This window comes from Luteimonas sp. RIT-PG2_3 (assembly GCF_054902115.1).
Genome location: NZ_JBUBPF010000004.1, coordinates 214,018 through 240,019 on the forward strand (window position 1 = coordinate 214,018; position 26,002 = coordinate 240,019).

23 protein-coding genes and 1 riboswitch are annotated in these 26,002 nt (G+C 67.7%); of the genes, 8 read left to right on the forward strand and 15 right to left on the reverse strand.

All coding sequences use genetic code 11. The annotated features are described in order from the left end of the window. Positions 1–103: 103 nt before the first annotated feature. Both ACYX7E_RS07905 and hslO read right to left on the reverse strand, forming a co-directional pair. Positions 104–970, reverse strand: coding sequence for an XOO1806 family protein (locus ACYX7E_RS07905; RefSeq protein WP_462080023.1), 867 nt, complete (start codon positions 968–970; stop codon positions 104–106). A 108-nt stretch (positions 971–1,078) separates the two neighbouring features. Then, the gene (gene hslO / locus ACYX7E_RS07910; protein WP_462080024.1) at positions 1,079–1,984 is read right to left on the reverse strand and encodes an Hsp33 family molecular chaperone HslO; all 906 of its coding nucleotides are present in this window, start codon (positions 1,982–1,984) and stop codon (positions 1,079–1,081) included. Positions 1,985–2,122: 138 nt separating this feature from the next. Between hslO and mtgA the strand changes: the two genes are divergently transcribed. From mtgA to ACYX7E_RS07925, 3 genes are read left to right on the forward strand one after another with little or no spacing between them, the layout of a single operon-like run. Continuing rightward, a complete protein-coding gene (gene mtgA, locus ACYX7E_RS07915; RefSeq protein ID WP_462080025.1) occupies positions 2,123–2,866 on the forward strand; it encodes a monofunctional biosynthetic peptidoglycan transglycosylase in 744 nt (247 codons plus the stop codon). Then, complete coding sequence (locus ACYX7E_RS07920; protein WP_462080026.1) at positions 2,863–3,951, forward strand: glycosyltransferase family 2 protein; 1,089 nt, start codon at positions 2,863–2,865, stop codon at positions 3,949–3,951. The genes mtgA and ACYX7E_RS07920 overlap by 4 nt, the downstream gene beginning before the upstream one ends. Next, the gene (locus ACYX7E_RS07925) at positions 3,890–4,318 is read left to right on the forward strand and encodes a CBS domain-containing protein (RefSeq protein ID WP_462080027.1); all 429 of its coding nucleotides are present in this window, start codon (positions 3,890–3,892) and stop codon (positions 4,316–4,318) included. The genes ACYX7E_RS07920 and ACYX7E_RS07925 overlap by 62 nt, the downstream gene beginning before the upstream one ends. 54 nt (positions 4,319–4,372) lie before the next feature. On the opposite strand, the gene ACYX7E_RS07930 is transcribed toward ACYX7E_RS07925, so the two are convergent. From ACYX7E_RS07930 to ACYX7E_RS07950, 5 genes are all read right to left on the reverse strand, one after another. Next, positions 4,373–6,328, reverse strand: a complete 1,956-nt coding sequence (locus ACYX7E_RS07930) for an AsmA family protein (protein ID WP_462080028.1) — start codon at positions 6,326–6,328, stop codon at positions 4,373–4,375. 143 nt (positions 6,329–6,471) lie between these two features. Beyond that, the gene (gene trhA / locus ACYX7E_RS07935) at positions 6,472–7,134 is read right to left on the reverse strand and encodes a PAQR family membrane homeostasis protein TrhA (protein ID WP_462080029.1); all 663 of its coding nucleotides are present in this window, start codon (positions 7,132–7,134) and stop codon (positions 6,472–6,474) included. Between the two features lie 160 nt (positions 7,135–7,294). After that, entirely contained in the window at positions 7,295–8,911 is a 1,617-nt protein-coding gene (locus ACYX7E_RS07940; protein WP_462080030.1) for a peptide chain release factor 3, read from the reverse strand. A gap of 74 nt (positions 8,912–8,985) precedes the next feature. Continuing rightward, positions 8,986–9,870 (reverse strand): M23 family metallopeptidase, encoded by an 885-nt coding sequence (locus ACYX7E_RS07945; protein WP_462080031.1) that lies wholly within the window; start codon positions 9,868–9,870, stop codon positions 8,986–8,988. 98 nt (positions 9,871–9,968) lie between these two features. Then, positions 9,969–11,069 carry a phytase gene (locus ACYX7E_RS07950; protein ID WP_462080032.1) on the reverse strand — a complete coding sequence of 367 codons (1,101 nt, stop codon included), beginning with the start codon at positions 11,067–11,069 and terminating at the stop codon, positions 9,969–9,971. 118 nt (positions 11,070–11,187) lie between these two features. Beyond that, a riboswitch (SAM riboswitch) is annotated at positions 11,188–11,316 on the forward strand. Between the two features lie 102 nt (positions 11,317–11,418). Between ACYX7E_RS07950 and metX the strand changes: the two genes are divergently transcribed. The 3 genes from metX to ACYX7E_RS07965 all read left to right on the forward strand — a co-directional run bounded on the left by metX (position 11,419) and on the right by ACYX7E_RS07965 (position 14,830). Then, positions 11,419–12,486 (forward strand): homoserine O-succinyltransferase MetX, encoded by a 1,068-nt coding sequence (metX, locus tag ACYX7E_RS07955; RefSeq protein ID WP_462080033.1) that lies wholly within the window; start codon positions 11,419–11,421, stop codon positions 12,484–12,486. Next, positions 12,483–13,733, forward strand: coding sequence for an O-succinylhomoserine (thiol)-lyase (locus ACYX7E_RS07960; protein ID WP_462080034.1), 1,251 nt, complete (start codon positions 12,483–12,485; stop codon positions 13,731–13,733). The genes metX and ACYX7E_RS07960 overlap by 4 nt, the downstream gene beginning before the upstream one ends. Before the next feature lie 74 nt (positions 13,734–13,807). Beyond that, the gene (locus ACYX7E_RS07965) at positions 13,808–14,830 is read left to right on the forward strand and encodes a homoserine dehydrogenase family protein (protein WP_462080251.1); all 1,023 of its coding nucleotides are present in this window, start codon (positions 13,808–13,810) and stop codon (positions 14,828–14,830) included. Between the two features lie 112 nt (positions 14,831–14,942). Here the strand turns inward: ACYX7E_RS07965 and ACYX7E_RS07970 are convergent, their stop codons facing one another. Beyond that, positions 14,943–16,325, reverse strand: coding sequence for an L-serine ammonia-lyase (locus ACYX7E_RS07970; RefSeq protein WP_462080035.1), 1,383 nt, complete (start codon positions 16,323–16,325; stop codon positions 14,943–14,945). A 64-nt stretch (positions 16,326–16,389) separates the two neighbouring features. Between ACYX7E_RS07970 and ACYX7E_RS07975 the strand changes: the two genes are divergently transcribed. After that, positions 16,390–16,629, forward strand: coding sequence for a glutaredoxin family protein (locus ACYX7E_RS07975; RefSeq protein WP_462080036.1), 240 nt, complete (start codon positions 16,390–16,392; stop codon positions 16,627–16,629). 191 nt (positions 16,630–16,820) lie between these two features. Here ACYX7E_RS07975 and ACYX7E_RS07980 read toward each other — a convergent pair whose 3' ends face one another. Genes ACYX7E_RS07980 through ACYX7E_RS07990 form a run of 3 tightly spaced genes read right to left on the reverse strand, consistent with a single transcriptional unit; the run spans position 16,821 to position 18,717 of the window. Continuing rightward, on the reverse strand, positions 16,821–17,387 hold the full coding sequence (locus tag ACYX7E_RS07980) for a YceI family protein (RefSeq protein WP_462080037.1): 567 nt from the start codon (positions 17,385–17,387) through the stop codon (positions 16,821–16,823). Continuing rightward, positions 17,387–17,968, reverse strand: coding sequence for a cytochrome b (locus ACYX7E_RS07985; RefSeq protein ID WP_462080038.1), 582 nt, complete (start codon positions 17,966–17,968; stop codon positions 17,387–17,389). Before ACYX7E_RS07985 ends, ACYX7E_RS07980 begins: the two co-directional genes overlap by 1 nt. Next, positions 17,965–18,717, reverse strand: coding sequence for a YceI family protein (locus tag ACYX7E_RS07990; protein WP_462080039.1), 753 nt, complete (start codon positions 18,715–18,717; stop codon positions 17,965–17,967). The genes ACYX7E_RS07985 and ACYX7E_RS07990 overlap by 4 nt, the downstream gene beginning before the upstream one ends. 227 nt (positions 18,718–18,944) lie before the next feature. Between ACYX7E_RS07990 and ACYX7E_RS07995 the strand changes: the two genes are divergently transcribed. Further along, the gene (locus ACYX7E_RS07995; RefSeq protein ID WP_462080040.1) at positions 18,945–22,499 is read left to right on the forward strand and encodes a hybrid sensor histidine kinase/response regulator; all 3,555 of its coding nucleotides are present in this window, start codon (positions 18,945–18,947) and stop codon (positions 22,497–22,499) included. 35 nt (positions 22,500–22,534) lie between these two features. Here the strand turns inward: ACYX7E_RS07995 and hemE are convergent, their stop codons facing one another. The 4 genes from hemE to ACYX7E_RS08015 all read right to left on the reverse strand — a co-directional run bounded on the left by hemE (position 22,535) and on the right by ACYX7E_RS08015 (position 25,894). Then, entirely contained in the window at positions 22,535–23,632 is a 1,098-nt protein-coding gene (hemE, locus tag ACYX7E_RS08000) for a uroporphyrinogen decarboxylase (protein ID WP_462080041.1), read from the reverse strand. Positions 23,633–23,905: 273 nt separating this feature from the next. Then, a complete protein-coding gene (locus ACYX7E_RS08005) occupies positions 23,906–24,160 on the reverse strand; it encodes a WGR domain-containing protein (protein ID WP_462080042.1) in 255 nt (84 codons plus the stop codon). 70 nt (positions 24,161–24,230) lie between these two features. Then, positions 24,231–25,328, reverse strand: coding sequence for a 3-dehydroquinate synthase (gene aroB, locus ACYX7E_RS08010; RefSeq protein ID WP_462080043.1), 1,098 nt, complete (start codon positions 25,326–25,328; stop codon positions 24,231–24,233). Next, positions 25,325–25,894 carry a shikimate kinase gene (locus ACYX7E_RS08015; RefSeq protein WP_462080044.1) on the reverse strand — a complete coding sequence of 190 codons (570 nt, stop codon included), beginning with the start codon at positions 25,892–25,894 and terminating at the stop codon, positions 25,325–25,327. Before ACYX7E_RS08015 ends, aroB begins: the two co-directional genes overlap by 4 nt. Between the last annotated feature and the right edge of the window lie 108 nt (positions 25,895–26,002).

Here is a 26,002-nt window from a genome sequence, read left to right on the forward strand (position 1 = left end):
CCGATACTAACGGGCGGGAGAGAAAAATTAAAGTGTCGTTAATAAACCGCTTTAAATGCGTTGGAATGGCCGGCGAACGGCGACTCCGCACAAGCGCAGAGGACTAGAGGTCCTGTTCGTACCGGACGTAAGGCACGGTGCCTTCGTCGAGATTCTCGCCGCGTGGTGAGAATGGGTTCTTGCCGCGGGTCACGACGTTCTCGGCGCCCACGGTCAGCTGACCGCTCCAGGGGGTGCGCCAGGTCAGTCCGAGGCCGACGCCTTCCCATTTGGGCTGGCCGGGGGTGTCCACGACCTGGCCAATGATGTTGGCGCTGAAGGCGCCATAGCCGCCGCCGACGGTCAGGGTCCGGCTGCTCCAGCGGTCGCTGAGGCCGGCCGGGGCCGAGGCGTAAGGGATCAGCGTGGCCTTGGCGACGGTTCCAGCAATCGACACATAGGCATCGTCACCCAGCGATTTCTGGGCAAAGACAGTCAGGTCGTTGAGGTCGACGTCCGCACGTTGTCCGCGATGCCCATTGGAATGGCTGAGCCAGGCGGGGAGGGTGTCGCGGCCCTCGCCGAGGGTGACGCCGAAGCGCGCGCCGCCGGGGCGATTCAACGCAGCGGTTGCGGTGGTGCGGCGGCTCGTGTGTTCGGCGCTATCGCCGAGCGATGCGAGCTGGCAGTTGTGTGCCAGGTTGCCGACCGTGCTGGTGATGCCGTTGCCGCGACGGCACAGCAGTGCCAGCGAATTACCTGATTCCAGGCCAAACGCGGCATCAAGCGTGTTGTTGCCAGAGCGCCAGCGTGCACCGGTCTTGCCGTTCTCGGTCGGCTCCAGCAGCAGATAGGCCTGGACCTTGCCGCTGGCGTTGTCGAGGATCGGTAGTACCGTCTGTTCGCGCTTGTTCTGGGCGTGCGCAGATCCGGCTGCCACGCCTAGGGCGAGCAGCAGTGCGACGCAGAGATGGGCGGGACGGAGTGCCATGGTGAGCTATTGACCCTGAAGGTGGGGCAAAGTTCAATTTTCGTGATGGCCCCTGACTGTACAAGTTTTATGTTTATTTAACAAGAATGTCAGGGGCCTTGTTGGTGTCTACTGCAACCGTTCCGGGGCTTCGGATTCAGGCGTCCGGTCGGCGAACAGGGCCGCCACTTCGGAGGGGTCGAAAGCGTATTGCTGGCCGCAGAATTCGCAGCGGATCCGGGCCGCTCCGTCGATGACCGCGGCGGTCGCCTCGGGCTCGCCGAGCGACTTCAGCATGCCGGCGACGCGTTCGCGCGAGCAGGAGCAGGCGAATCGGAGGGGCCTGTCTCCCAGCCGCTCGACCCCGTCCTCATGGAACAGGCGCAGCAGAAGGGTATCGGCGTCCAGGGACAGCAGTTCATCGCTGCCGAGGGTGTCGAACAGGGCGCTGGCGCGGTCCCAGCCGTCCTCGTCGCCGGCATCGCCGGGCAGCTTCTGCAGCATCAGGCCGGCCACGGACTCGCCATCGGTCGCCAGCAGCAGGCGGGTCGGCAACTGCTCGGACTGGCGGAAATAGTCCTCGAAAGCACCCGACAGGGTGTCCGCGGTCAGTCCGACCAGGCCCTGGTAGCGGTTGGGGTCGCGGCCGTGGGGGGACGGGGTTTCGATGGTGATGGCCAGGATCGCGTTCGGGCCCAGCTCGCGCAGGTCGCGGGACACCGGCGGAGCGTCGGCCGCATCGTCCAGTTGGGCGATCGCGCGCAGGGTGCCGGCGGCGGTGCATTCGGCGAACAGCGTGCGCAGTGTGGCGTCGCCACGGGCCTGGATCGACAGGCGGCCGTCGATCTTGATGTGGCCGGTGAACAGGGCGGCGGCGGCCGTGGCCTCGGCCAGCAGTTCGGCGGCGGCAGGCGGGTAACTGCTGCGCGAGCGGATCTGCTGCCAGGTCTCGTGCAGGTGGACGCGGACCCCGCGCACGCCGGCGCGGGGGATCAGGAAGCGGGTCAGCAGGTCGCTATCGGGAGGCAGGGGCATCGGTAACAGGGTCGGCAAGGGAATTCGGGGAGATGGCGCGGGGCAGCAGCGCGATCGTCAATAATGGGCGCGGGCCGGATGTTCCGGCACGGAGTGCAAGATGGGGGCATGTCGGCCGGGTCGCAAGCAGGTGCAGGGATGACGGGAGACGGGAAAGCGCCGCGCCCGCAACCGGTGCGTTCGCGGGGCCGTCGCTGGTTCCGGCGCCTGCTGTGGCTGCCGGTCTGGGCGGTGGGCCTGAGCGTGCTGCAGGTGCTGGCATTGCGTGTCATCGATCCGCCCTTTTCCTCGTTCATGGCGATCCGCCAGTTCGAGGCGCTGGGCCAGGGCGACTGGCGGTTCCGGGTGGCCTACGACTGGCGCGACCTGGATCAGATCGCGGGCAGCCTGCCGTTGTCGGTGATTGCCGCCGAGGACCAGCGCTTCGCCGAGCATTCGGGGTTCGACCTGGACGCGATCGAGAAGGCCCGCGAGCACAATGCGCGCGGCAGGAAGGTCCGGGGCGCCAGCACGATCAGCCAGCAACTGGCCAAGAACCTGTTCCTGTGGAGCGGACGCAGTTGGCTGCGCAAGGGCGTCGAGGCCTGGTACACGGTGCTGATCGAGACCTTCTGGCCCAAGCAGCGGATCATCGAGGTCTACGTCAATGTCGTGGAGTTCGGTGATGGCGTCTATGGCGCGCAGGCGGCGGCGCAGACGTTCTTTGGCCGCGATGCCGGCAAGCTGACACCGGCCCAGAGCGCCCGCCTGGCGGCGGTGTTGCCCAATCCCAAGCGCTACAGCGCGGCGCGCCCGGGGCCCTATGTGCAGCGGCGCGCGCAATGGATCCAGCGCAACGTCCGCCAGTTGGGCGGGCAGTCCTATCTGGAGGGCATGGAATGAGTGCGGTCACCTCGTCGCCGGCGCGGAGCAGCTCGGCCGGCATCGACCAGTTGACGGTGGTCGTGGCCGCCTACAACGAGTCCGAAGCGTTGCCGCTGCTGCACCGGCGGATCGTTGATACCCTCGAGATGGCCGCCGATCCGCGCCTGCAGGTCCGAGTGCTGTATGTCGACGATGGCAGCCGCGACGGCACCTGGGATGTCCTGCAGGGGCTGGCGTCCGGGGACCGTCGGGTGGCCGCGCTGCGGCTGTCGCGCAATTTCGGCAAGGAGGCGGCGCTGACCGCCGGGCTGGACCTCGTCGAGCAGGGTGCGGCGTTGATCCTGGATGCCGATGGCCAGGATCCGCCGGAGCTGATCCCGGAATTCGTCGCGCGCTGGCGCGAGGGCTACGACGATGTGCATGGCACGCGCGTCGAACGCGAGGGCGAGGGCTGGATCAAGAAGGCGACCGCGCATGTGTTCTATCGCGTGATCCAACGCCTGTCGAAAACCGAGATCCCGACCGACACCGGGGATTTCCGGCTGTTGTCGCCACGGGCGCTGGCTGCGTTGCGGCAACTGCGCGAGCGCCATCGCTTCATGAAGGGCCTGTTCGGCTGGATCGGCTTCAACCGGATCGCGGTGCCATACCAGCGCGACGCCCGCGCGGCCGGCACCAGCAAGTTCAACCTGTGGAAGCTGTGGAACTTCGCGCTGGAGGGCATCACCAGTTTTTCCAGTGCGCCGCTGCGCCTGGCGACCTATGCGGGGCTGGCGACCGCAGTGATGGCGTTCGTGTTCGCGGTATGGATCGTCGGCAAGGCGCTGCTGTTCGGCGACCGCGTCGCCGGCTGGCCGACGATGATGGTGGTGATCCTGTTCCTCGGCGGCGTGCAGCTGATCGCGCTGGGCATGATCGGCGAGTACCTGGGCCGCTTGTACGAGGAATCCAAGCAGCGGCCGCTGTACCTGGTGGACCACTGGATTCCGGCGGCGGCAGGCGTATGCTCGGGGCAGTCCGAGGCCGCGGGAGACGAGCGTCATGCGCACGGTACGACAGTTGCTGGCAGCCAAACCGTCGGGAGTCTTCGCGACCGCACCTGATGTCGCGGTGATCGAGGCGGTCCGCCTGATGGCAAGCAAGAGCATCGGCGCGGTGCTGGTGGTGGACCGCGAACGACTGGTCGGGATCCTGTCCGAGCGCGACTACGCGCGCAAGATCGTGCTGGCGGGGCGCTCGTCCAAGGATACGCCGGTACGCGTGATCATGACCGCCGACGTCATCACCGCCAGGCTCGACGACAGCGTGCGGACCTGCATGCAGGTCATGAGCGCGCACCGCATCCGCCACCTCCCAGTGCTGGAAAGCGGGCAGATCGTGGGGGTGATCTCGATCGGGGACCTGGTGGCCGCGGTCATCGAGGACCAGCAGCACGAGCTGGACCAGTTGCAGCGTTACATCGCTGGCTAGTGCGCCAGCCCTCCGGGGGGCTGCCCAGAAGGGCTGCCCTGTGCCTGGCCGCGGTCAGCGCGCGTACTCGCCACCGCAATTGCTGTCCTCGCCCGGACCGCTTTCGAAGGTCGCGAGCAGGGCCGCCGGTGGCGTGATCGTCGCCAGTGCCAGCGCGATGGCGCCGCGCATGCCCAGCGCTTTGAGGTCGGGTCGGAACGTGGGCTGCTTGAAGGTCCCCGACAGGCGCAGCGGCGAACGCAGCGACAGCAGGCTGCGATCCTTGGGGCGCGGCCGCAACAGCAGGTCCAGATGTTCGTCCTTGAGGTTGATGCTGCCCTCGCCAATGATGATGGTGTCGGTGCTGTCGAACGCGAAGGCACGCGTCTGCATCATGCCGTCCTTGACCGAGAAGTCGGCGAACGCGCAGCGGATCGGCACCTGGCGATCCTTGCCGATCAGGAATCGCAGCGATTCGGCGATATCCAGGCCGGCGAGTTCCATGATCAGGTTGCTGATCTGCCCACGTCCCATGCCGAGCGCGATGTCGCCGTCGGCGCTGCCGAAGATCGCGGCGATTGAATTGCCCTGGCCGCGGATCTTGATGTCGCCGCCGATGCGGCCGATGGCGTCCTTGGCCAGCGCGGAATCGGGCAGGAGCTTGGGCAGGTTGAGTTTGCGTACCGCGATATCGGCATGGGTGACGATCGGATTCTTGCGTGCATCCATCTGGACGGTCGCACGGATGTCGCCATCGGCGACGCCGAAGTTCAGCGGCTGCAGTTTCAGCAGGCCGCCTTCCAGCAGCAGGTGCGCGTCCATGTCATCGATCGGTAGCTGGGGCGCCTCGATGCGATGCGCCTTCCAGCGCACGTCGGCGTCCATCGCGTGCAACTTGTCGAGATCGTAAGGCGTTTCCGGCAACAGGCGCGTGCTGGCGGCCTGTTGCGCCTTCAAGGCCTTCTGCTCGGCGTTGGCGGTCTCGTTGCCGGACGTCGACGGCGCGGCACCGACGAAGCCGGCCAGATCGTCGAAATCCAGGCGCTGGGAGACCAGTTGCGCACGGAAGTAGGGGCGCTTGCCGGCGGCATCGATATGGACGTCGCCGGCCAGGTCGCTGTCGCCGACCTTTCCCTTGAAGCCGTTGTAGCGCCATTGGTCGACATCGCGCTGCAGCCTGCCATCGAATGCGTAGGGCGCGGTCGGCGGCAGGGCAAGGCCCAGCAACGGATAGAGGTCTTCAAGATCCTGTCCACGCAAGGCGAGCTGCAGGTCGAAGGTCTGCAGCAACTGGAACGGATCGGTCAACGTGCCGCGCGCACGTGCGTGGGTGGCGCCCGCGCTGGCACGCAGGTCGATCCGGTAGGGCCTGCCTTCCTCGGTCAGCTCCAGCGGCGATTCGATCTGCCCGGCGAGCTTGAAGTCGTTGCCGCGCCATTGGCCGTCTCCATCCACCGCAAGCGCTGGCGCCTGCGTCTGGTCCTTGGCGGCCACGCTGTCGAGGCTGATGTCAAGCTGGGTCTTCTGCGGTGCATCGCTGAAACGCAGGCGTCCACCTTCGACCCACAACTGCCGGATCTGCCAGTTGGGTTCGCCGCTGCTCTGAGGCAGCCCGAAATCCCAGTTGTTGCCGTCCTTGCCGGTTTCCAGCCAGAGATCCGGCGTCTTGGACGTCACGCGTTCGACCTCGAGTCTGCCGCGCCACAGCGGCCAGAACGCGACATCGAGGCGCGCCGGACCGCTGGTCGCCATCCATTCGCGCTCGGTCCCCGGAGGATTGCCGAGGCGGAAGCCACCCACGTCGACACCGATGATGCGGCCCAGGTCGACGTCAAGATCGCCCTGGATCTGGAACGTGCGGCCTGTGCGCGATTCGACCAGCGATTCCAGCGGACGCTTGAACCAGTTCCAGTCGAAGAAGATCCAGAGCAGCACCAAGCCCACGAGCAATGTCAACGCGATCCATTGCAGCGGACGTCGGTGCCGTTGTCGCCAGCTATCGCCTTGGGGGTGTTCCGCGATCCTGTTCATGAACCGAGTATCGTCACGCCATTGTCGACGGCATGCGAACGGTGGCGACAGGATGTAAAGATTCCGGAAAGCGGCGTGCGCCGCTCCGGCCATGCCGGTGGCAGCGATGGTCTCAGGTGGTCACTGGTTTGAGCGGCATCAGCTCAGACGACCTGTGCCATCACCGCGATGTAATGACAGACGCTGCCGCCGAGGACGAACAGGTGCCAGATCGCATGCGAATAAGGGATCGATTCGCGATGGTAGAAGAACGTGCCCAGCGTATAGCTGAGGCCGCCTGCGAGCAGCCAGCCCAGCGTCCAGCCGTCGAGGGCGGTCAGCATCGGCTTGATCGCAACCATCACCAGCCAGCCCATCGCGATGTAGATGATGGTCGACAGCAGCTTGAAGCGGCCGGTGTAGAACAGCTTGAACGCTACGCCGGCGATGGCCAGTGTCCAGATCGCGGTGAACAGTCCCCAGCCCCAGGGACCACGCAGACCGACCAGGGTGAACGGCGTATAGGTGCCCGCGATCAGCAGGTAGATCGCACAGTGGTCGAAGACTTTCAGCCGGCCCTTGGCGACCGGATGCTGGATGGCGTGGTACAGCGTCGAGGCCAGGTACAGCAGCAGCAACGCGATGCCGAACACGATCGCGCCGGCGAGTTGCCAGCCATCGCCGTGGATGGCGGCAAGCGTGATCATCACTGCGCCGCCAGCGAGTGCGGCAGTCGCGCCTAGGCCGTGGGTCAGGGCGTTGGCGATTTCCTCACGGATCGGATGTGGGCCGGTCCGGTGTTCGCCATGTGGGGGGGCGATCGTCATGGCGCCCATCGTATCGCGTCGGTCGGCACGCTGTCGTGGCCGCGCGCGCAACGGCCACGATACCGGGAGGCGCGCATTCATCCTCGGGCCGCCCGCCCGTGGCGGGGAGCGCGTCGGCAGGCATCGAACGCTGGTTGCCTGCGGGACGCTGCCGGCCGAATCAGCCGCCCGTGTTTGCGTGCGCGTGCTCGCGCGTGGCCAGGAACTCGACGCTCGGCGCGCGTTCCTGCGCCAGTTGCAGGTTGACCCGGGTCGGGGCGATGTAGACCAGCTGGCCGGCGGCATCCAGTGCCAGGTTGGTCGCGTTCTTCTCGCGGAATTCTTCCAGCTTCCTGGCATCGCTGCAGCGGATCCAGCGCGCCGTCGAGACCTGCACGGGTTCGAAGATCGCGTCCACGCCGTACTCGTCCTTGAGCCGGTAGGCGACGACATCGAACTGCAGCACGCCGACCGCGCCCAGGATCAGGTCATTGCTCATCAGCGGGCGGAAGAACTGGGTCGCGCCTTCCTCGCTGAGCTGGGCCAGTCCCTTCTGCAACTGCTTGAGCTTCAGCGGGTCGCGCAGGCGTGCGCGCCGGAACAGTTCCGGTGCGAAGTTGGGGATGCCGGTGAAGGCCAGCGGCTCGCCTTCGGTGAAGGTATCGCCGATCGAGATCGTGCCGTGGTTGTGGATGCCGATCACATCGCCAGGCCAGGCTTCGGCGGCGATCTCGCGGTCGCTGGCCATGAAGGTCAGGGCGTTCGCCAGCTTGTGCTCCTTGCCGCTGCGGGCGTGGAACGCCTTCATGCCAGCGACGAAGCGGCCGGAGCAGATGCGCATGAACGCGACGCGGTCGCGGTGCATCGGATCCATGTTGGCCTGGATCTTGAAGACGAAACCGCTGAGCTTGGCTTCCTGCGGTGCAACGTCGCGGGTGGTAGTTTCGCGCGGCTGCGGCGATGGTGCGTGCTCGACGAAGAAGTCCAGCAGCGGCTGCACGCCGAAGTTGTTGACGCCAGAGCCGAAGAACACCGGCGTCTGCGTGCCGGCACGGTAGGCATCGGGATCGAAGGCGTGCGAGGCGCCCTGGACCAGCTCCAGCTCGTCGCGCAGCTGCGCCAGCATCTGCTCGCCGATGCGCTCGGCCAGGCCCGGCGCATCCAGCGACGGGAAGATGGTCGAGTCCTGGCGGGTGAAGTTGCGGCCGGGTTCGTACAGGTGCACTTCGCCTGTGATCAGGTGGACAACGCCCTTCAGGCGCTGGCCCATGCCGATCGGCCAGGTCACCGGCGCGCACTGGATGCCGAGTACGGTTTCCACTTCGTCCAGCAGTTCGATCGGGTCCTTGCCTTCGCGGTCGAGTTTGTTGATGAAGGTCATGATCGGCGTGTCGCGCAGCCGGCAGACTTCCATCAGCTTGATCGTGCGTTCCTCGACGCCCTTGGCGACGTCGATGACCATCAGCGCGGAGTCGACCGCGGTCAGCACGCGGTAAGTGTCTTCGCCGAAGTCGGCGTGGCCGGGGGTGTCGAGCAGGTTGACGATGCGGCCTTCATACGGGAACTGCATCACCGAGCTGGTCACCGAAATGCCGCGCTCCTTCTCCAGCGCCATCCAGTCCGAGGTCGCATGCCGTGCGGCCTTGCGGCCCTTGACCGAGCCGGCCATCTGGATCGCGCCGCCGAACAGCAGCAGCTTTTCGGTCAGCGTGGTCTTGCCGGCGTCGGGGTGCGAGATGATCGCGAACGTGCGGCGGCGGGCGGATTCGGTCGCCACCGTGGAGGTTGCATCGGACATGGGAATGGGCACGCGATGGCGCGCCGGGCTCGAACGGGATGGTGACGGATTATAGGGGATGCGCCCGATGCCCTTCAGGGCGATGGCGGGGTGGCGTCCGTGTCCTGCGTGGTGCCGGGACTGAAGCGCAGTACGCCACCGGGCCCGAACATCCGGAACGGCACCGATTCCAGTTGCAGGCCGCGATTGAGCTGGACCGCGAAGTGCAGGTGCGGGCCAAGACTGAAACCGGAGTTCCCGGACCGTGCGATGGCCTGTCCGCGCCGCACCCGTTGGCCGGGCAGGACCTGCACGCCGTCGCGCTGCAGATGCGCGTACAGGGCCATCGAGCCATCGTCATGCAGGATGCGGACAAGGTTGGCGCGTTCGATGTCGTCATCGCCGGGGCGTCGACCGAGGCCGGGGAGACGGTCGGCAAAGCCCGATTCCACCTGCATCACCACGCCATCGCGTGCGGCCAGCACCGGCGTGCCCACCGGCGCCGCGAAATCCACGGCGTAGCGGTGCTCCGGCGTGGCATGGCTGCCGGCCCCGTTCCAACCCTGGGTCACGCGCAGGGCCGCGTCCTGCAGGGGAAGGCCGTATTCGACATCGCTTGCGCGGCCGCCAGGCCGGCCGGGGATGGCGACCAGCCGCAGGCGTGGCTGGCCTTGCGGAGAGCCGGTGCGGGCCAGTATGCGGCGGGTCATCGCCGGCACCACGCCGCGCACGGGCAGCGGCGGGTCGGTCTGCAGGCGATGCTGGGTGCCCTGGGGCGAGGTCTCGCTGATCAGGACTTCGATGGGGCCGTGCAGCGGGTTCTCGACGACGATCCATTGGCCGCCGGCGTGATCGGCATCTTCGATCCGAAGCGTCGCCAGCAGGGCGGGCTGTTCGAGGCCGGGGCTGTCGTGGTCGGCGCGAGACGGCTGGCCTTGCGGCGCGGCATGGACGCTGGCCAGCCCCGGCAGCAGGATCATCAGGATCTGCAAGGACGCCAGGCGCCAGCAGGTGGGTCCCGGCAGTCTTCCCCTCGACATCGTCGGGGGACGATGTCGGCCGGGTGTCGCTGCCGGCGTCAGTACATGCACGTCGGGTCGAGCTGCAGGGCCCGTGCGATCTCCGCGAGATCGAACGCACCGATGGCCCGGTCCTCGTCGACGGCGAACAGCGCGCCATGCGGGAAGGTCGGTGTCGGCGAGGCGTGCAGCGCGATGCCGTCGGTCCAGGCCACGGCGGTGCCGCTGAAGCGGCCCACCGGACGCAGGCTGTGGCGCTCGAACAGGTGGAAGATCGTCAGCGGCTGCAACTGGTCGGCGACGATCCAGTAGCCGCGGTCCTCGGGGCAGGACCACAGCGCGATGCCTTCCGGTTCCGCGGCAAACGTGCCCTCGGGCAGGCTGCGCCCGGTATGGCGCCCCGCCAGGGTGTATTCCTGCACGCGGGTGGCGGTGCCGTTGCCGGTGTACTCGTCAGCGATCAGCAGGCGGTCGTGGGCGGCGTCGCCGGCGATCGATTCGACGACGCGCAGTGCGGTGGCGTCATCGGTCCCGCCGAACGAGCTCACGAACGCGGCCTGGAAGCGACCGTCGTCATCAATCTCCAGCCGGTAGCGGCGGATGCGCTGCGACAGCTCCTGGAGCGGAGGGACGACGTCGTGGCGCTCGCCGTACATGAAACTGTCGGTCACATAGACCTGCAGCTGGCCCGGCACCGGCTCGTGCAGCCACAGCCCGTAGGGGCTGCGCAGCTGGCCTTCGCCGAACGAGCCCAGCGGCCTGAAATCGGGCAGGGACAGGACCTGGATCCGGCGATTGTCGCGCTCGGACACGAACACCAGGTCGCCATAGACGACCACGCCGTTGGGGCGCTGGAAGTTGCCCAGGGCCGGGCCCTTGCCGCCGATGCTGCGCAGGTACTGGCCGCTGTCGGCATCGAACACCACCAGCTGGTGGGTGGACTTGGCGGTGGCGATCAGCCAGGTGGCGCCGTCCTCGGTGGTCCAGGTGGCCAGCGAGTCGAGCTCGTCCGCCCGCCTGGGTTCAGTCAGGAAGCGTTCCGCGACGCTCGTCGGCGCCGGGGCGGCGGCATTGGACAGGGGGAGTGGGGCGATCGGGCGGGGGGAGGTCGCACACCCGGCCAGGGCCAGGGTGGCGAATAAAAACAGGACGTTGCGCATGGGTGGATTATGCCGAGCCACACGCGAAAGTTGGAGGATTGGCGGCTGCCGACAGGAAATATCGCTTTATCGGCATGGAGCGATTGACGCGGGCGGAAAGTGCTGGCAGGATGCTTTCCATCCATCGAGACCGGCTGAGGGACAGGCCCGAAGAAGCCGGGGCAACCTGATGGAGACAGGCCACAGGCCTGTCTTCGTCGCGGTGCCAAGTCCTGCGGGGACCTGAGTGTCCACCGGAAGATGGTTGCGCATCGCCGCTCTCTCGGAGGCGACGCATCCGCCGGATTCCGGCGATCTTCCGGTATGCCCCGCGTGCATCGATGGCTTTGTCCCTTTTCCGGATATCGCCATGAGCTTTGTCGACGCCACGCCGCAGGTTGCCTCCCACGACGAACTCCCGTTGTCGCATGTCGGCCAGCCGCACGCGTCCGTGCATGAGGATGCGCCGACCGCGGCGTACCCGGCGATCCGTGGCGAACTGGCGCTGCGCCTGCCGATGCGCCATGCCGGTATCCGCGAACTGACGCTGCGTTACGAACTGGTCGGCCCCGGGCACGCGCCCGTGGTGTTCGTGGCCGGCGGCATTTCCGCGCATCGCCATGTCTCGTCCAATGCCGTCTTCCAGGAAGCGGGCTGGGCCAACGACCTGGTCGCGACCGGTCGCACGCTCGATCCGGCCCGCACCCGCATCCTGGCGATCGACTTCATCGGCGCCGACGGTACGCTGGACGCGCCGATCGATACCGCCGACCAGGCCGAAGCGATTGCCCAGCTGCTGGCGGCGCTGCAGATCACCCGGTTGCGCGCGTTCGTCGGTTATTCGTACGGCGCGCTGGTCGGCCTGCAACTCGCGATCCGGCACCCGCAGTGTCTTGAGCGGCTGGTAGCGGTCAGCGGCGCGCATCGCGCCCATCCCTACGCCGCGGCCTGGCGCGCGCTGCAGCGCAAGGCGGTCGCGCTGGGCCAGTTGCAGTGCGCCGACGCGCAGGGTCTGTCGCTGGCACGGCAGTTCGCGATGCTCAGCTATCGCACGCCCGAGGAGTTCGCCGAACGCTTCGACGCCGCGCCGGTCGTCATCAACGGCCGTGTCCGCGTCGCGGCCGAGGATTACCTCGATGCGACCGGTGCGCAGTACGTCGCGCGCACGCCGATCAATGCCTGGCTGCGGCTGTCGGAATCGATCGACCTGCACCGCATCGATCCCGCCGATGTCCATGTGCACACCACCGTTGTCGCCGTCGAAGGCGACCGGCTGGTGCCGCTGTCCGATTCGGTCGCCCTGGTCGAACACCTGGGCACGCCGGGGCAGCTGCGCGTGCTGCGCTCGCCCTACGGCCACGACGCCTTCCTCAAAGAAACCGATCGCATCGACGGCATTCTCGCCGCCGCGCTGCGCAACCCTGGAGAGTCCGCATGAGCAACACCCCGACCACGTCCTCCCGGACTGACGCCACCGACGCGATCGCCTGTCGCCCCAGCACGTCGGCCGTGCGCGCCGGCATCGATCGCGATACCGCCTATGGCGCGGTGACGCCGCCGATCGTGCTGTCGAGCAACTTCAGCTTTGCCGGCTTCAAGGACAAGCGCGAGTACGACTACACCCGCAGCGGCAACCCTACCCGCGACCTGCTCGGCGATGCGCTGGCCGAACTCGAAGGCGGCGCCGGCGGCGTGATCACCGCGACCGGCATGGGCGCGATCACGCTGATCCTCAACGCGCTGCTGGAACCCGGCGACAAGCTGGTGGTGCCGCACGACGCGTACGGCGGCAGCTGGCGCCTGTTCAACGCGCTGGCGAAGAAGGGCCACTTCAGCCTGGTCACCGCCGACCTGACCGATCCGCGTTCACTGGCCGACGCCCTCGCGCAGTCGCCGAAGCTGGTGCTGATCGAAACGCCGTCCAACCCCCTGCTGCGCGTCACCGACCTGCGTTTCGTCATCGATGCCGCGCATCGCGCCGGCGCGCTGACCGTGGTCGACAACACCTTCCTGTCGCCGGCGCTGCAGCGCCCGCTGGAGTTCGGCGCGGACGTGGTCGTGCATTCGACCACCAAGTACATCAATGGCCACAGCGACGTGGTAGGCGGCGCGGTCGTCGCGCGCACCCGGGAGCTGCACGAGCAGCTGGCCTGGTGGGCCAATGCGCTGGGCATCACCGGCTCGCCGTTCGACAGCTTCCTGACCCTGCGCGGCCTGCGCACGCTGGACGCGCGCCTGCGCGTGCACCAGGAGAACACGCAGGCGATCGTCGCGCAGCTGGTCGCGCACCCGGCGGTGACCGGCGTCTATTACCCCGGCCTGGAATCGCATCCCGGGCATGCGGTGGCGGCGCGCCAGCAGAAGGGCTTCGGTGCGATGCTGTCGCTGGAACTCGACGGCGACGAAGACGCCGTGCGTGCCTTCATCGAAGGGCTGCAGTACTTCACGCTGGCCGAGTCGCTGGGCGGCGTCGAAAGCCTGGTCGCGCACCCGGCGACGATGACGCATGCGGCGATGACGCCGGAAGCGCGCGCAGCCGCGGGCATCAGCGATGGCCTGCTGCGCCTGTCGGTCGGTATCGAGGCGCAGGAAGACTTGCTGGCCGACCTGGCGGCCGCGCTCGATCGCGCACAGCGGGTCATCGAGGCGCGCTCCGGAGACGCGCCGAAAAGGCTGGATGCGTGAGCAGCGTCGTCCAGCTCAAGCCCGTGCCGTCCAAACGGCAGCGTCGCGGTACCAACGTCCCGGTGCGGATCGCACTGCTGGGCACCGGGACCGTGGGCAGCGCGCTGGTCGAGCGCTACCTGCGCCTGCGCGAGCAGGGCGTGCCCTTGCCCGAATGCGCCTGGGTCTGCAATTCGCGCACGCACCTGGCCTGCGATCGCCGGCTGGATGAAGTCATCGCGTCCGCACGCCTGGCGCCCCCGCGCAACGGCGGGGTTCCGCCCTGGGCAGAGGCGGAAAGCCTGCGTGCGGGCGATATCGTCATCGATGCCACCGCCAGCGAAACCGTCGCCGACTGGCATCCCGAATGGTTGCTGCGCGGCATCAACGTGGTGACGGCGAACAAGCTGGGGGCCGGTGGCGACATCGGTCGTGCCCGCTCGATCCGCGATGCCCAGGAAGGCGGGGTGCAGTACGGCGACAGCGCCACCGTCGGTGCGGGTTTGCCGCTGCTGCGTTCGATCCGCGAACTGGTGGCCGGCGGCGATCGCGTGCATGCGGTCGAAGGCATCCTGTCGGGCTCGCTGGCGTGGCTGTTCTCGCGCTACGACGGCAGTCAGCCGTTTTCCACACTGGTCAGCGAGGCGCGCGAGGCCGGCTATACCGAACCCGATCCACGCCAGGACCTGTCCGGCGATGACGTCAAGCGCAAGCTGCTGATCCTGGCGCGTGCCGCCGGACTGCCGCTGGACGTGCACCAGATCGAGGGCGATTCGCTGCTTCCGCAGGCGCTGCAGTCAGCCGGCGGCGATGCCGTGGATGGCTTGCTGCCATTGCTGGATGCGCCTGTGCTGGAGCGCTATCAGGCCGCTGTCGCGCAGGGGCAGGCGTTGCGTTTCGTGGGGCGCTTCGATGCCGACGGTGTTGCCTCGGTCGGGCTGCGCGCGCTGCCGGCCTCGCACCCGCTGTGCAGCGGGCAGGGTACCGACAACAAGGTCGCGATCTTCACCGACCGCTACCAGCGGCAACCGCTGGTGATCCAGGGCCCCGGTGCCGGTGCCGAAGTCACGGCAGCGGCATTGCTGGATGACGTATTGCGGATCGTCGCGCAGGGCTGAGGCCCAGGGTGCGCGTTCTGCGCGCGGGCAGCGTGGGCGACGTGTAGCGCGCGGTCCATCCATGACACGGCCACACCGGTTATGACCCGGCAACGCCGGGTCATGGCGCCGCTCAGCACTCGATGACGTTGACCGCGAGGCCGCCGCGCGAGGTTTCCTTGTACTTGTCCTGCATGTCGCGGCCGGTGTCGCGCATGGTCTTGATGACCTTGTCGAGGCTGACCTTGTGTTTGCCGTCGCCGCGGAAGGCCATGCGCGAGGCGTTGATCGCCTTGACCGCGCCCATCGCATTGCGTTCGATACACGGGATCTGCACCAGGCCGCCGATCGGATCGCAGGTCAGTCCGAGGTTGTGCTCCATGCCGATCTCGGCGGCATTCTCGATCTGGCTGGTGGTGCCGCCCAGTGCGGCGGTCAGCCCTGCAGCCGCCATCGAACAGGCCACGCCCACCTCGCCCTGGCAGCCGACTTCGGCGCCGCTGATCGAGGCGTTTTCCTTGTAGAGGATGCCGACGGCGGCGGCTGTCAGCAAAAAATTGAACACGCCCTGTTCGTTGCTGCCTGGACAGAAGCGGTCGTAGTAATGCAGCACCGATGGCAGGATGCCGGCGGCGCCATTGGTCGGCGCGGTGACGACGCGGCCACCGGCAGCGTTTTCCTCGTTGACGGCGAGCGCGTAGAGGTTGACCCAGTCGAGCACGGTCAAGGGGTCGCGCATCGCCGCTTCGGGGCGTTCGGACAACTCGGCGTACAGCGAAGGCGCGCGACGCGAAACGTGCAGACCGCCGGGCAGGGTGCCGGTCTCGCGGATGCCGCGGGCGACGCAGGACTGCATCGCCTGCCAGAGTTCACGCAGGCCGGAGACGATCTCGTCGCGGCTGCGCCAGGACTCTTCGTTGGCCATCATCATCTGGGCGATCGACAGCCCGCTGTTGCTGGAATGCGCCAGCAAGTCCGCGCCGGAATGGAACGGGTATGGCAGTGGCGTGGTGTCGGCGACGATACGGTTCTCCGCGGCGTCGTCCTGGTTGACCACGAAACCGCCGCCGACCGAGTAGTAATCGCGCGTGGCGATGACCTCGCCGGCAGCGTCGTACGCGGTGAAGCGCATGCCGTTGGTGTGGTACGGCAGCTTCTGCCGCTTGTTCATCAGCAGGTCGCGCTTCTCTTCGAACGCGATCGCGTGCGTGCCGCCCAGCTGCAACTGCTTGTTGCCGCGGATGCGCTCGAGCGCTGGCGGGATGATGTCGGGATCGATCAGGTTGGGCATGTGCCCTTCCAGTCCCATGATCACGGCCTTGTCGGTGCCATGGCCGCGTCCGGTCAGCGCCAGCGAGCCGAAGACTTCGGCGCGGATGCGCTGCACCCGGTCCAGTTGCCCGGCTTCGGTCAGCCAGCGCTCGACAAAGCGTGCGGCCGCCCGCATCGGTCCGACCGTGTGGGAGGAACTCGGCCCGATGCCGATCTTGTAGATATCGAAGGTGCTGACAGCCATGCGGCTATTCTATGCCGACCGCGCGCGGGCAGGAGCCTGCGTGCCCACAAGTCGGGAAATATTGGTGCCGCTGACCCTTTACCAACGCGACGACTGCTGCCTGTGCGATCAGGCGCTCGACCTGCTGGCGCAGGCCAGGGCGCCGGCGTTCGACAGTGTCTTCATCGACGACGACGCTGCGCTGGAACAGCGTTACGGCATCCGGGTGCCGGTGCTGCGCGACGAGCGCAGTGGCGAGGAACTCGGCTGGCCGTTCACGGTGGACGGCCTGCGGCAGTGGTTGGCGGGGCGGGCGGCCGTCTAGCCCGCCGGGTTCCCCCTGGGCTGGCGACGGACCGGTCCTGAAAACAGCGACGCCGCGTCAGCGGCAGCTGGACGCGACGTCTTCGGGTGCGATCAGGTCTCTTCAAGGGGTTGGCCGGAGCCCGTCGCTGGCGGTGCGGGAGCGACCGCCGTCGACCGGACGCGGCCTGGTTGGCGCGACGTTGGCGCGACTCAGTTGGCCGGGTTCAGGCGCACCTTGGTGCTGATCGCGACTTCGTCCGGAATCGTCCCGGTGTCGGCCCAATCGCCCCCGCCGACGCCGAAATCCAGACGCTTGATGGTGGCGCTGCCGGTCAGGATCGGCTGGGTGCCGGGCGTCCAGGTGAAGGTCAGCGTGACCGGCTTGCTGACGCCTTTCAGGCTCAACGTGCCATCGGCCGCGTAACGACCGTTGCCGAGGTCGCGGAACTTGGTGGCGGTATAACGCGCCTGCGCGAACTTGGCGATGTCGAAGAAGTCGCTGGTCTTCAGCGTCGAATCGCGATCGCCGTTGCCGGTTTCGGCCGATGCCAGCGGGATGGTGACGTCCAGGTTGGCGCTGGCCAGGTTGGCCGGGTCGAAGCTGAGCTTGGTCGCAAAGCCCGGGAAGCGGCCGGTGAAGGTTTCGCCGTCGTACTTGGTCGAGAACGACAGCGCCGAACCGTTGGCCTGCACATAGTCGGCAGCGAAGGCAGGGGCCGCGAACATCGCGACCAGGGCGGCGGCAACAGCGGCCGGCGTGGTGAGCTTGTGGGACATCAGGCATCTCCTGAAGAGGAAGGGGACTTCAGCCAGCCCCTGGGCAGCATCCGCGCCAGGGTGGCATCGCGTTGGAACAGGTGGTGGTAGATCGCGGCGCCGGCATGGGCGACGACGAGGGCGACCAGCACCCAGAACAGGATTTCGTGCGCGTTGTGTGACCACGTGCGGATCGATTCGTTCGGTCCAACCAGCTTGGGCATCGTGAACAGGCCGAACAGTTTGAACGGACGCAGGCCGCTGGCCGAGTCGTACAGCCAGCCCGACAGCGGCATCGCCAGGATCAGCGCGTACAGCAGCCAATGCGTCACCGAGGCGATCCGGTGCTGCCAGCCCGGCGTGCCCTCGACGGGGTGGGGCGCGCCGGCATACCAGCGCCACAGCAGGCGCAGCAGCACCAGCACCAGCACGGTGATGCCGAGCGACTTATGCGCGGTATAGACCCAGAAGTACTTCGGCGTGCGCGGCAGGTCGCCCATGGTCAGGCCGACAATGGCCAGGGTCAGGATCAGCAGCACGACCAGCCAGTGCAGGGCCTGGCTGACGCCGCCCCACCGGTGCTCGGTGTTCTTCAAGGTCATGGATCGCGCTCCCGGTCTGGCGTCGTGCTGGTCGGTGTGGAGGGTGCAGGATCGGCCGACCGCGGGGCGGCCTCTGCAGGATCCGTTGCGTCATCTGTTGGCGCGGCGTCGGCGGGCTGGGTGCCCGCGCGCGTACGCGTGGCTTCGAGCTCGATCCTCAGTTCGACCTGGTCGCCGATGACCGATGGCCAGGCGGTGATGCCGAAGTCGCTGCGCGACAGCGTAGTGGTGGCCGAAAATCCGACGGTGCGCCGGAACGGCGGCAGCGGATGGCGCTTGAGTACGTTGAAGGTCGTCGCCAGCGTCACCTCGCGGCTGACGCCCCGCAGTGTCAACGTGCCGACGACGTTGGCATGGGTGTCGTCGACCGGATCGATCCTGGTCGAGACGAAGGTGGCCGTCGGGTAGCGCTCGGCGTCGAGCAGGTTGCGCGTCAGCGTCGCCCGGTTCCAGTCTGCATCGCCCAGATCGATGCGCGCGATCGGGATGCTGGCCTGCAGGCGCGCGCTGCGCCAGTCGTCGGGATCGAAGTCCAGTCGCCCTTCGCTGCCCGACACCGTGCCGATGGCCTTCGAGAAGCCGGCGTGCTCGATCGCGAACATGACCCGGGTGTGCACCGGATCGAGGGTGTAGGACTGCGCCTGGGCGTGCGCAGGCGACAGCACCGCGGCGAGCACCAGGCCAAGGCCGCACAGCGCTGCCGCCGCCCGTGTCGGCGCGAGCGACGGCAGGCGTCGCGGCGGGGACATCGATGGGGCGACAGGCGTTGCGATGGCGGGGCGATCCGGGCAGGAGGGAGCGGGCAGGGCGCGTGTAGGGTTGAAGCAGGCAGGCAGGTACCACACATGCGGGCGACGATGATCGCCTGCCAAAACGCGATTCTAGGTCGGAAAGCGCCGGGGCCGCGAATCAGGGTGGGCTTGCGCATGCAACGATGCGTTGCGAGCATTCAGGATCCAGGGACGAGGGTGAGGCGATGGGGCTGCGCACAGGGATCGCTGCACTGGTCATGGCCGCCATGCTGGCCGGAGGTGTGCGTGCCCAGGTGGCGGAAACGCCGCGACTCCGGATCGTCGGCACCGCAGCCGGGCTGCCGTCCACCCATGTCTTCGGCCTGGAACGCGATCGCGATGGCTATCTGTGGATTGCCACGATGGACGGCCTGGCCCGTTACGACGGCGTCGAGATGAAGGTCTGGCAGCACGATCCGCAGGATGCGGGCTCGCTGCCCGACAACCAGGTGCAGGCCGTCCACGTCGATGCCCGCGACCGGGTCTGGATCGGCACGCTGGTGGCCGGCGTCGCGATGCTCGATACCGATCGCAAGACCTTCCGGCGCTACAGTTCGGCCACGCATCCGGGCATGCGTTCGGACTCCATCACCGCCGTGGCCACGCATGGCGACGACCTGTGGATCGGCACGATGGACGGGCTGTACCGCATCGATGCCGCGGGCCAGTTGACGGCGTACCTGCATGATCCCGGCGACCCCGCGTCGTTGCCGGGAACGATCGTCTTCAACATGTCGTTCGACAGCAAGGGCGTGCTGTGGGTTGGCACGACCGAGGGCCTGGCGCGCGTCGATGGATCTCGCCTGCAGCGCGTGGCCTTGCCTGGCGGAAAGAGCAGTCAGGTCATCTACTCCGTCGTCGAGCAGGGCGGGCAGTTGTGGGTCGGCGCCGAGAGCGGCCTGTACGCGGGCGACGGACGCGGGCGCTGGCAACAGCCGGAATGGGCATCGATGTTCGAACGCCCGAACGCTGTCATGAACACCGTGGTTGATCCCGCCGGCGGCATCTGGTTGACCAGCCAGCGCGGCGCCTGGCGCGTGCCCGAGGGTGGCATCCCGATGCCGCTCGAGCCCACGGTTGGCAGGGTCGCGTATCCGGTGCATGCGATCGAACTGCAGGACGATGGCGCGTTGTGGGTGCCGGTATTCGGAGAAGGGCTGGGGTACCTGAGGTCGGACTGGCGTCGGGTCGCGCAATTCTCCAGCAGGAGCGTGGATCTGGCGGGAGACAGCTATCGCGCACTGGTTCCTGCGCCGGAAGGTGGCGTCTGGCTGCTGGCGGCCAATGGCGCGATGGAACGGCTGGATCGGACCGGCGTCGTCGAACGCATGCAAGAGCACCTCAGCGATCGCTTGCGTGATGCAAGGCCGAGGATGATTGCGCGCGACGACGATGGCCGGTTCTGGATTGCGGGGAATGTCGAGCTGCTGCGTCTGGAAACCGATGGCCGCATCGACGACTGGACCCGCAACAGTCCTGTCGACCCATTGCTGCCGGGCCCGATCCAGATGCTGGCGACAGCGCCCGGAGATCGCTTGTGGGTCGTCGTCAATTCGGTGGGGCTGCAGTTGCGCGACAGTCGCAGTGGCAGTGTACTGCGCGATTTCCTGCCCAACGCCGAGGATGGTTTCAACTATGCGGACCTCGATCATATGGAAGTCCATCCCGATGGCGGCGTGTGGCTGGCCGGCGTGGATGGCCTTGACCGCCTCGATCCCGAGACGGGAGCCTTGATGGGTGATCGCGAACTGCGCGGCTCGCGCGTCGCGATCTTCGGGTTCGATGGGCCGGACCTGTTATGGCTGCATCGCGACAACGTGCTGCAGGCCTATCGGCGCGAGGCCGGCGGCTGGCGCCGTATTGACGAAGTCACCATCGCCGACGGACTGCCCGCCGTGTTGCCGCTGGGCCTGCGCGTGGATCGCAATCATCGCGTATGGATGTCGACGCCGCGCGGCCTGTATCGCTGGGATCCGCAGGCACGTCATATGCAGCACGTCGGGGTGCAGCATGGGCTGGGCAGCCAGGAGTTCTATCCGCGCTCGTTGGCACTGGATAGTGACGGCATGCTGGTCGGGTCGACGATCGATGGCGATGTCGTCGCAGTCGATACCCAGGCACCGGACGTCGCGCCGGTGACCTCGACGTTGCGCCTGCAGGAGATCGCGATCCGTCGCGACGGTCAGTGGGTCCCGGCCGGCATGGCGAACGAAGTCGTGCTGGCGCATCACGAACAGGAATTCAGGGTCACCATGCGACTGCTGGCCTATGACGACCCGCAGGGCAACCGTTACTGGTCGCGTCTTGACGGCTACGACAGCGAATGGGTGGCGCAGGGCATCAGCGGCGAGCGCGTATTCAGCGGGCTGGCGCCGGGACGCTATCAGTTGCACCTGCGTGCGATGGATGCGGCCGGCAGTGCCTCGGTCGAGCAGCAGATCACGATCCGACTGTCGCCTCCTTGGTGGCGCTCGCCCTGGGCTCTGGTCATCGAAGCAGCGCTGCTGCTGCTGGGGCTCTGGTGGCTGGCATCAGCCTATCGCCAACGCCTGCGCCGCCGCAGCGCCTGGCAACTCAACGAACACAAGCGCGAGGTCGCCGAGCAGGCATCGCTGGCCAAGACCCGGTTCCTGGCTACGCTCGGCCACGAGGTGCGCACGCCGATGACCGGCGTGCTTGGCATGAGCGAACTGTTGTTGCAGACACCGCTCGACCCTCGCCAGCGCGGATATGTGGAATCGCTGCAGCACGCCGGCCAGCACCTGATGCGGCTGGTCAACGATGCCCTCGACCTCGCGCGTGTTGAAGCCGGCAAGCTCGAGCTTGAGCAACGCAGCTTCGACCTGCGGGCGATGGTGCGCGATGTGGTGCAGCTCAGTGCGCCGCTGGCCGCAAAACGCGGGCTCGGCTTCGTCGGGCAGGTAGCCGACGACGTGCCCGAACGCGTCCTGGGCGATGCCGTGCGCGTGCGCCAGATCCTGCTGAACCTGCTGGGCAATGCGATCAAGTTCACCGAGCGTGGCGAAATAGGCCTGGACGTGCAGGCACTCGCGCCGCAGGGCGTGCGCCTGATCGTCACCGACACCGGCCCTGGCTTGAACGAAGAGCAGGTCCAGCGCGTGTTCCATCGCTTCGAACAGGCAGAGGGCGCGAAGACCGCGGCACGTTACGGCGGCAGCGGGCTTGGCCTTGCGATCTGCCAGGAACTGGCGGCGGCGATGGATGGCCGCATCGAAGTGGACAGCGAGCCCGGGCAGGGTACCCGCTTCATCGTGTCCCTGCCCTTGCCGTCGACGCAGGCGCCTGCGGCGCGCGATCAGGTGGGCAGTTCAACCACGCCGGCCGAGGCCCACGCGCCGCTGTCGCTGCTGCTGGTCGAGGACGATCCCACCGTCGCCGACGTGATCTGCGGCCTGCTGGCCGCGTACGGGCATCGCGTGACCCATGCCGCGAATGGCCTGGCGGCGCTGTCGGAGATTGCAGGCGAGGACTTCGACCTGGCCCTGCTCGATCTCGACCTGCCCGGTGTCGATGGCCTGACCCTGGTCGGCATGCTGCGCGCGCAGGGCTTTACGCGTCCGGTGCTTGCGGTGACCGCTCGTGCCGATGCCGATGCCGAACCACTGGCGCTGCAGTCGGGCTTCGACGGTTTCCTGCGCAAGCCGGTCACCGGCGCGATGCTGATCGACAGCATCTCGTCCGCGCTCGCGGATGCCCAGCGCCGGGATCGTGCTGGATGAAGCGATCAGACCTGGACGGGTCTGATCCGATCTGATCAGCTGCGCGCGCTGTGCGCGTGCACTGCATCCACCAGTACGCCGACGTGGTCGGGATTCATGTCCGGCGACATGCCATGTCCTAGGTTGAAGACGTGGCCCTCGCGCGAGCCGCCATTGCCGGCGGCATAGCTGTCGAGGGCCTCGCCGACACGGGCGCGGATCGCGTCCGGCGATCCGTACAGCGTGGTCGGATCCAGGTTGCCCTGCAGCGCGACCTTGCCAGCGGTGCGGCGCGCGGCATCGCCGAGCTCGATCAGCCAGTCGACACCCACGGCATCGGTGCCGGTGTCGGCCAGCGCTTCCAGGTGCGCGGCGTTGCCCTTGCCGAACAGGATCAGCGGGACGCGGTCGCTGCCATCGCGCGCGCGCGCCTCGTCGTCGATGCGCTTGAGCGCCTGCGCGATGCGCTGCAGGTAGGGCAGCGAGAACTCGCGGTACATCGACGGACTCAGCACGCCGCCCCAGGTATCGAACACCTGCAGCGCCTGGGCGCCGGCCGCGCGCTGTGCCGCCAGGTAGGCGACGACCGCATCGGTGGTCACCGACAGCAGGGCGTGCAGCGCCTTGGGATCGTTGAGGGCCATCGCCTTGATGCGCGCGAAGTCCTTGCTGCCGCCGCCTTCGACCATGTAGCAGGCCAGCGTCCATGGGCTGCCGGAGAATCCGATCAGCGGCACCTTGCCGTCGAGCTCGCGGCGGATCACGCGCACCGCGTCCATGACATAGCGCAGTTCGGTTTCCATGTCCGGCACGCCCAGTCTGGCGATGCTGGCGGCGTCGCGGACCGGGTGGCGGAACTTGGGGCCTTCGCCATCGACGAAGTACAGCTCCAGTCCCATCGCATCAGGAATGGTCAGGATGTCGGAGAACAGAATCGCCGCGTCCAGCTCGAAACGGCGCAGCGGCTGCAGCGTCACTTCACAGGCGATCTCGGGGTTCTTGGCCATCGCCAGGAAACTGCCGGCCTTGGCGCGCGTGGCGCGATACTCGGGCAGATAGCGGCCGGCCTGGCGCATCAGCCAGACGGGGGTGCAGTCGACGGGCTCGCGGTAAAGGGCGCGCAGGAAACGGTCGTTCTTCAAAGGGCTGGTCATGTCTACGCAGGAAGTCTTGGGGCTTGAGTGGGTGTGCGTTGCGGTGCGGCCGATGCCGTCGCCAGGAGGTGGCGTCGCCTCAGCGGCCAGAGCGGTCATCTCTGGCCGGGCGCTCGGCATCGTGTGAACAGCCGACAGGGCTGTTCACAGGCGCGATCGCGGCGGGATGGAATGCCGGTGCCGTCCATGGCGTGGAGTCGCGTGCTTCGGAGACACCGGCCCGGCCATCCATGGCCGGGCGCTCGGCATCGCGTGAACAGCCGATAGGGCTGTTCACAGGCGCGATGCCTCGCCCTGCGCGAACATCAGCTGGAAGCCGCGCTTGAGCTGCTGGTCGCGGGCCTGTTCGAGCGCCTTGATCGCGCTGGGCTGGTCGGGATGCAATTCGCGCCGCAACGTGCTGCGACCGCCGATCTGACCGGTTTCGCGCAGCAGCATCCAGCCGCCGAGCAGGTCTGGCTGCAGGCTCAGCTGCACGAAGCGCGGGGCTTCGTGGCCTTCTGGACGTTGTTGCAGCAGCAGGCGCATCGGGTGCGGGCGCTACGAGGGTGGGGCCCCATTGTAGCCGCTGGCCGCCCGGCGCCCTGTCGTGGCGCGCTCAGGCCGGCGCCAGCACGGCCATGACCGCGCTTTCGGGGACGTCGGCGAGCACTTCGGCGCGGCCGGTGCCACGCCAGGTGATGAAGCGCAGTCCGCTGGACTGGGCCTTCTTGTCCAGGCGCATATGCGCCAGCAGGGCCTCCGGATCCAGCCCGGGCGGCAGGGCGACCGGCAGCTCGAAGCGCTGCAGCAGCGTGCGCAGGCGCTCGGTGTCCGCGGTCGAGGACAGACCGAGCCCTTCCGACAACCGCGCCGCCAGCACCATACCGATGGCGACGGCCTCGCCATGGTTCACGCCGCCGTAGCCCTGTTCGGTCTCGATCGCGTGGCCGAAGGTGTGGCCGAAATTCAGCAGCGCACGCTCGCCGTGCTCGAACGGATCGCGCTCGACGATCGCGGCCTTGTGCGCGCAGCTGCGCGCGATGGCCTCAGCCATGACCGCATCGTCGACGGCCAGCAGGGCCGGGGCGTGGGCGTCCAGCCAGTCCAGGAACGGCGCATCGACGATCGCACCGTACTTGATGACTTCGGCCAGTCCGGCCCGCAGTTCGCGCGCCGGCAGCGTGCGCAGCGAACCGGTATCGGCGATCACCGCGCGCGGTGGATGGAAGGCGCCGACCAGGTTCTTGCCCTGCGGCAGGTCGACTGCGGTCTTGCCGCCGACCGAGGAGTCGACCATCGCCAGCAGCGAGGTCGGCAACTGCACGCAGTCGATGCCGCGCATCCAGCTGGCCGCGGCAAACCCGGCAAGGTCGCCGACAACGCCGCCGCCCAACGCGAACAGGGTCGCATCGCGGCGTGCGCCGGCGTCGGCCAGGGCTTCGATGGCGGCGCTGAAGGTGGCCAGCGTCTTCGACGACTCGCCTGCGGCGATGACGAAGCGCTGGATGCGTGCATCGGGGCGCTTGGCCTGCAATGCCTGCGTGACCTGGTCGGCATAGCGCGGCGCGACATTGCTGTCGCTGACCAGGAACGCATCGCGACCGCGCATCGTCGCGGCCAGCAGGCTGCCGTCGGACAGCAGGCCCGGGCCGATGGTGATGGCATAGGGCTGCGCGCCGCCGACGGCGACGTTGCGTGGGGATTCAAGGCTCATGTGGGGTCCTGGAGGAGTGCTTCGGCCTGGAAGGCGGCAGGCCGTGTCCAGTGCGCATCGAGCAGTCGGGCGAGGGCATCGGCGGCATTGTTGGCCGAATGCACGTTGGTGTCGAAGCGCAGGTCGGCGACTTCTTCATAGAGGGGCAGGCGCAGCGTGGCCATGCCGCGCAGCACCTGTTCGCGGTCGGCGTTGGCCAGCAGCGGACGGGTGCGGTCGCGCGCGAGGCGCGCCAGCTGCTGGTCGATGCCGACGTGCAGGTAGACCACGAAGCCGCGCTCGCGCAGCAGCTGGCGGTTGCCGGCATCGAGCACCGCGCCACCTCCGGTGGCCAGCAACTGGTCGTCCGATTCCAGCAGCGCGGCCAGCGTGGCGCGCTCGCGTTCGCGGAACCCGGCTTCGCCTTCGCATTCGAAGATCATCGGGATCGTCGCGCCGGTCCGTTCGACGATGGCATCGTCGACGTCGATGAACACCAGCCCGAAGCGACTGGCCAGCCGCTTGCCGATCGACGACTTGCCAGCGCCCATCGGGCCGACCAGCAACAGGTTGGAAGCGGGATTCATGGTCGAATCGTACCAGCGGCGGCCATCTGCCCTCCAGCCGCGGGGCGCGCCACGTGATCCCTGGCGAGTCGGTTGCAACGGCAACCAAGGCATTGCCACCGCGCTGCG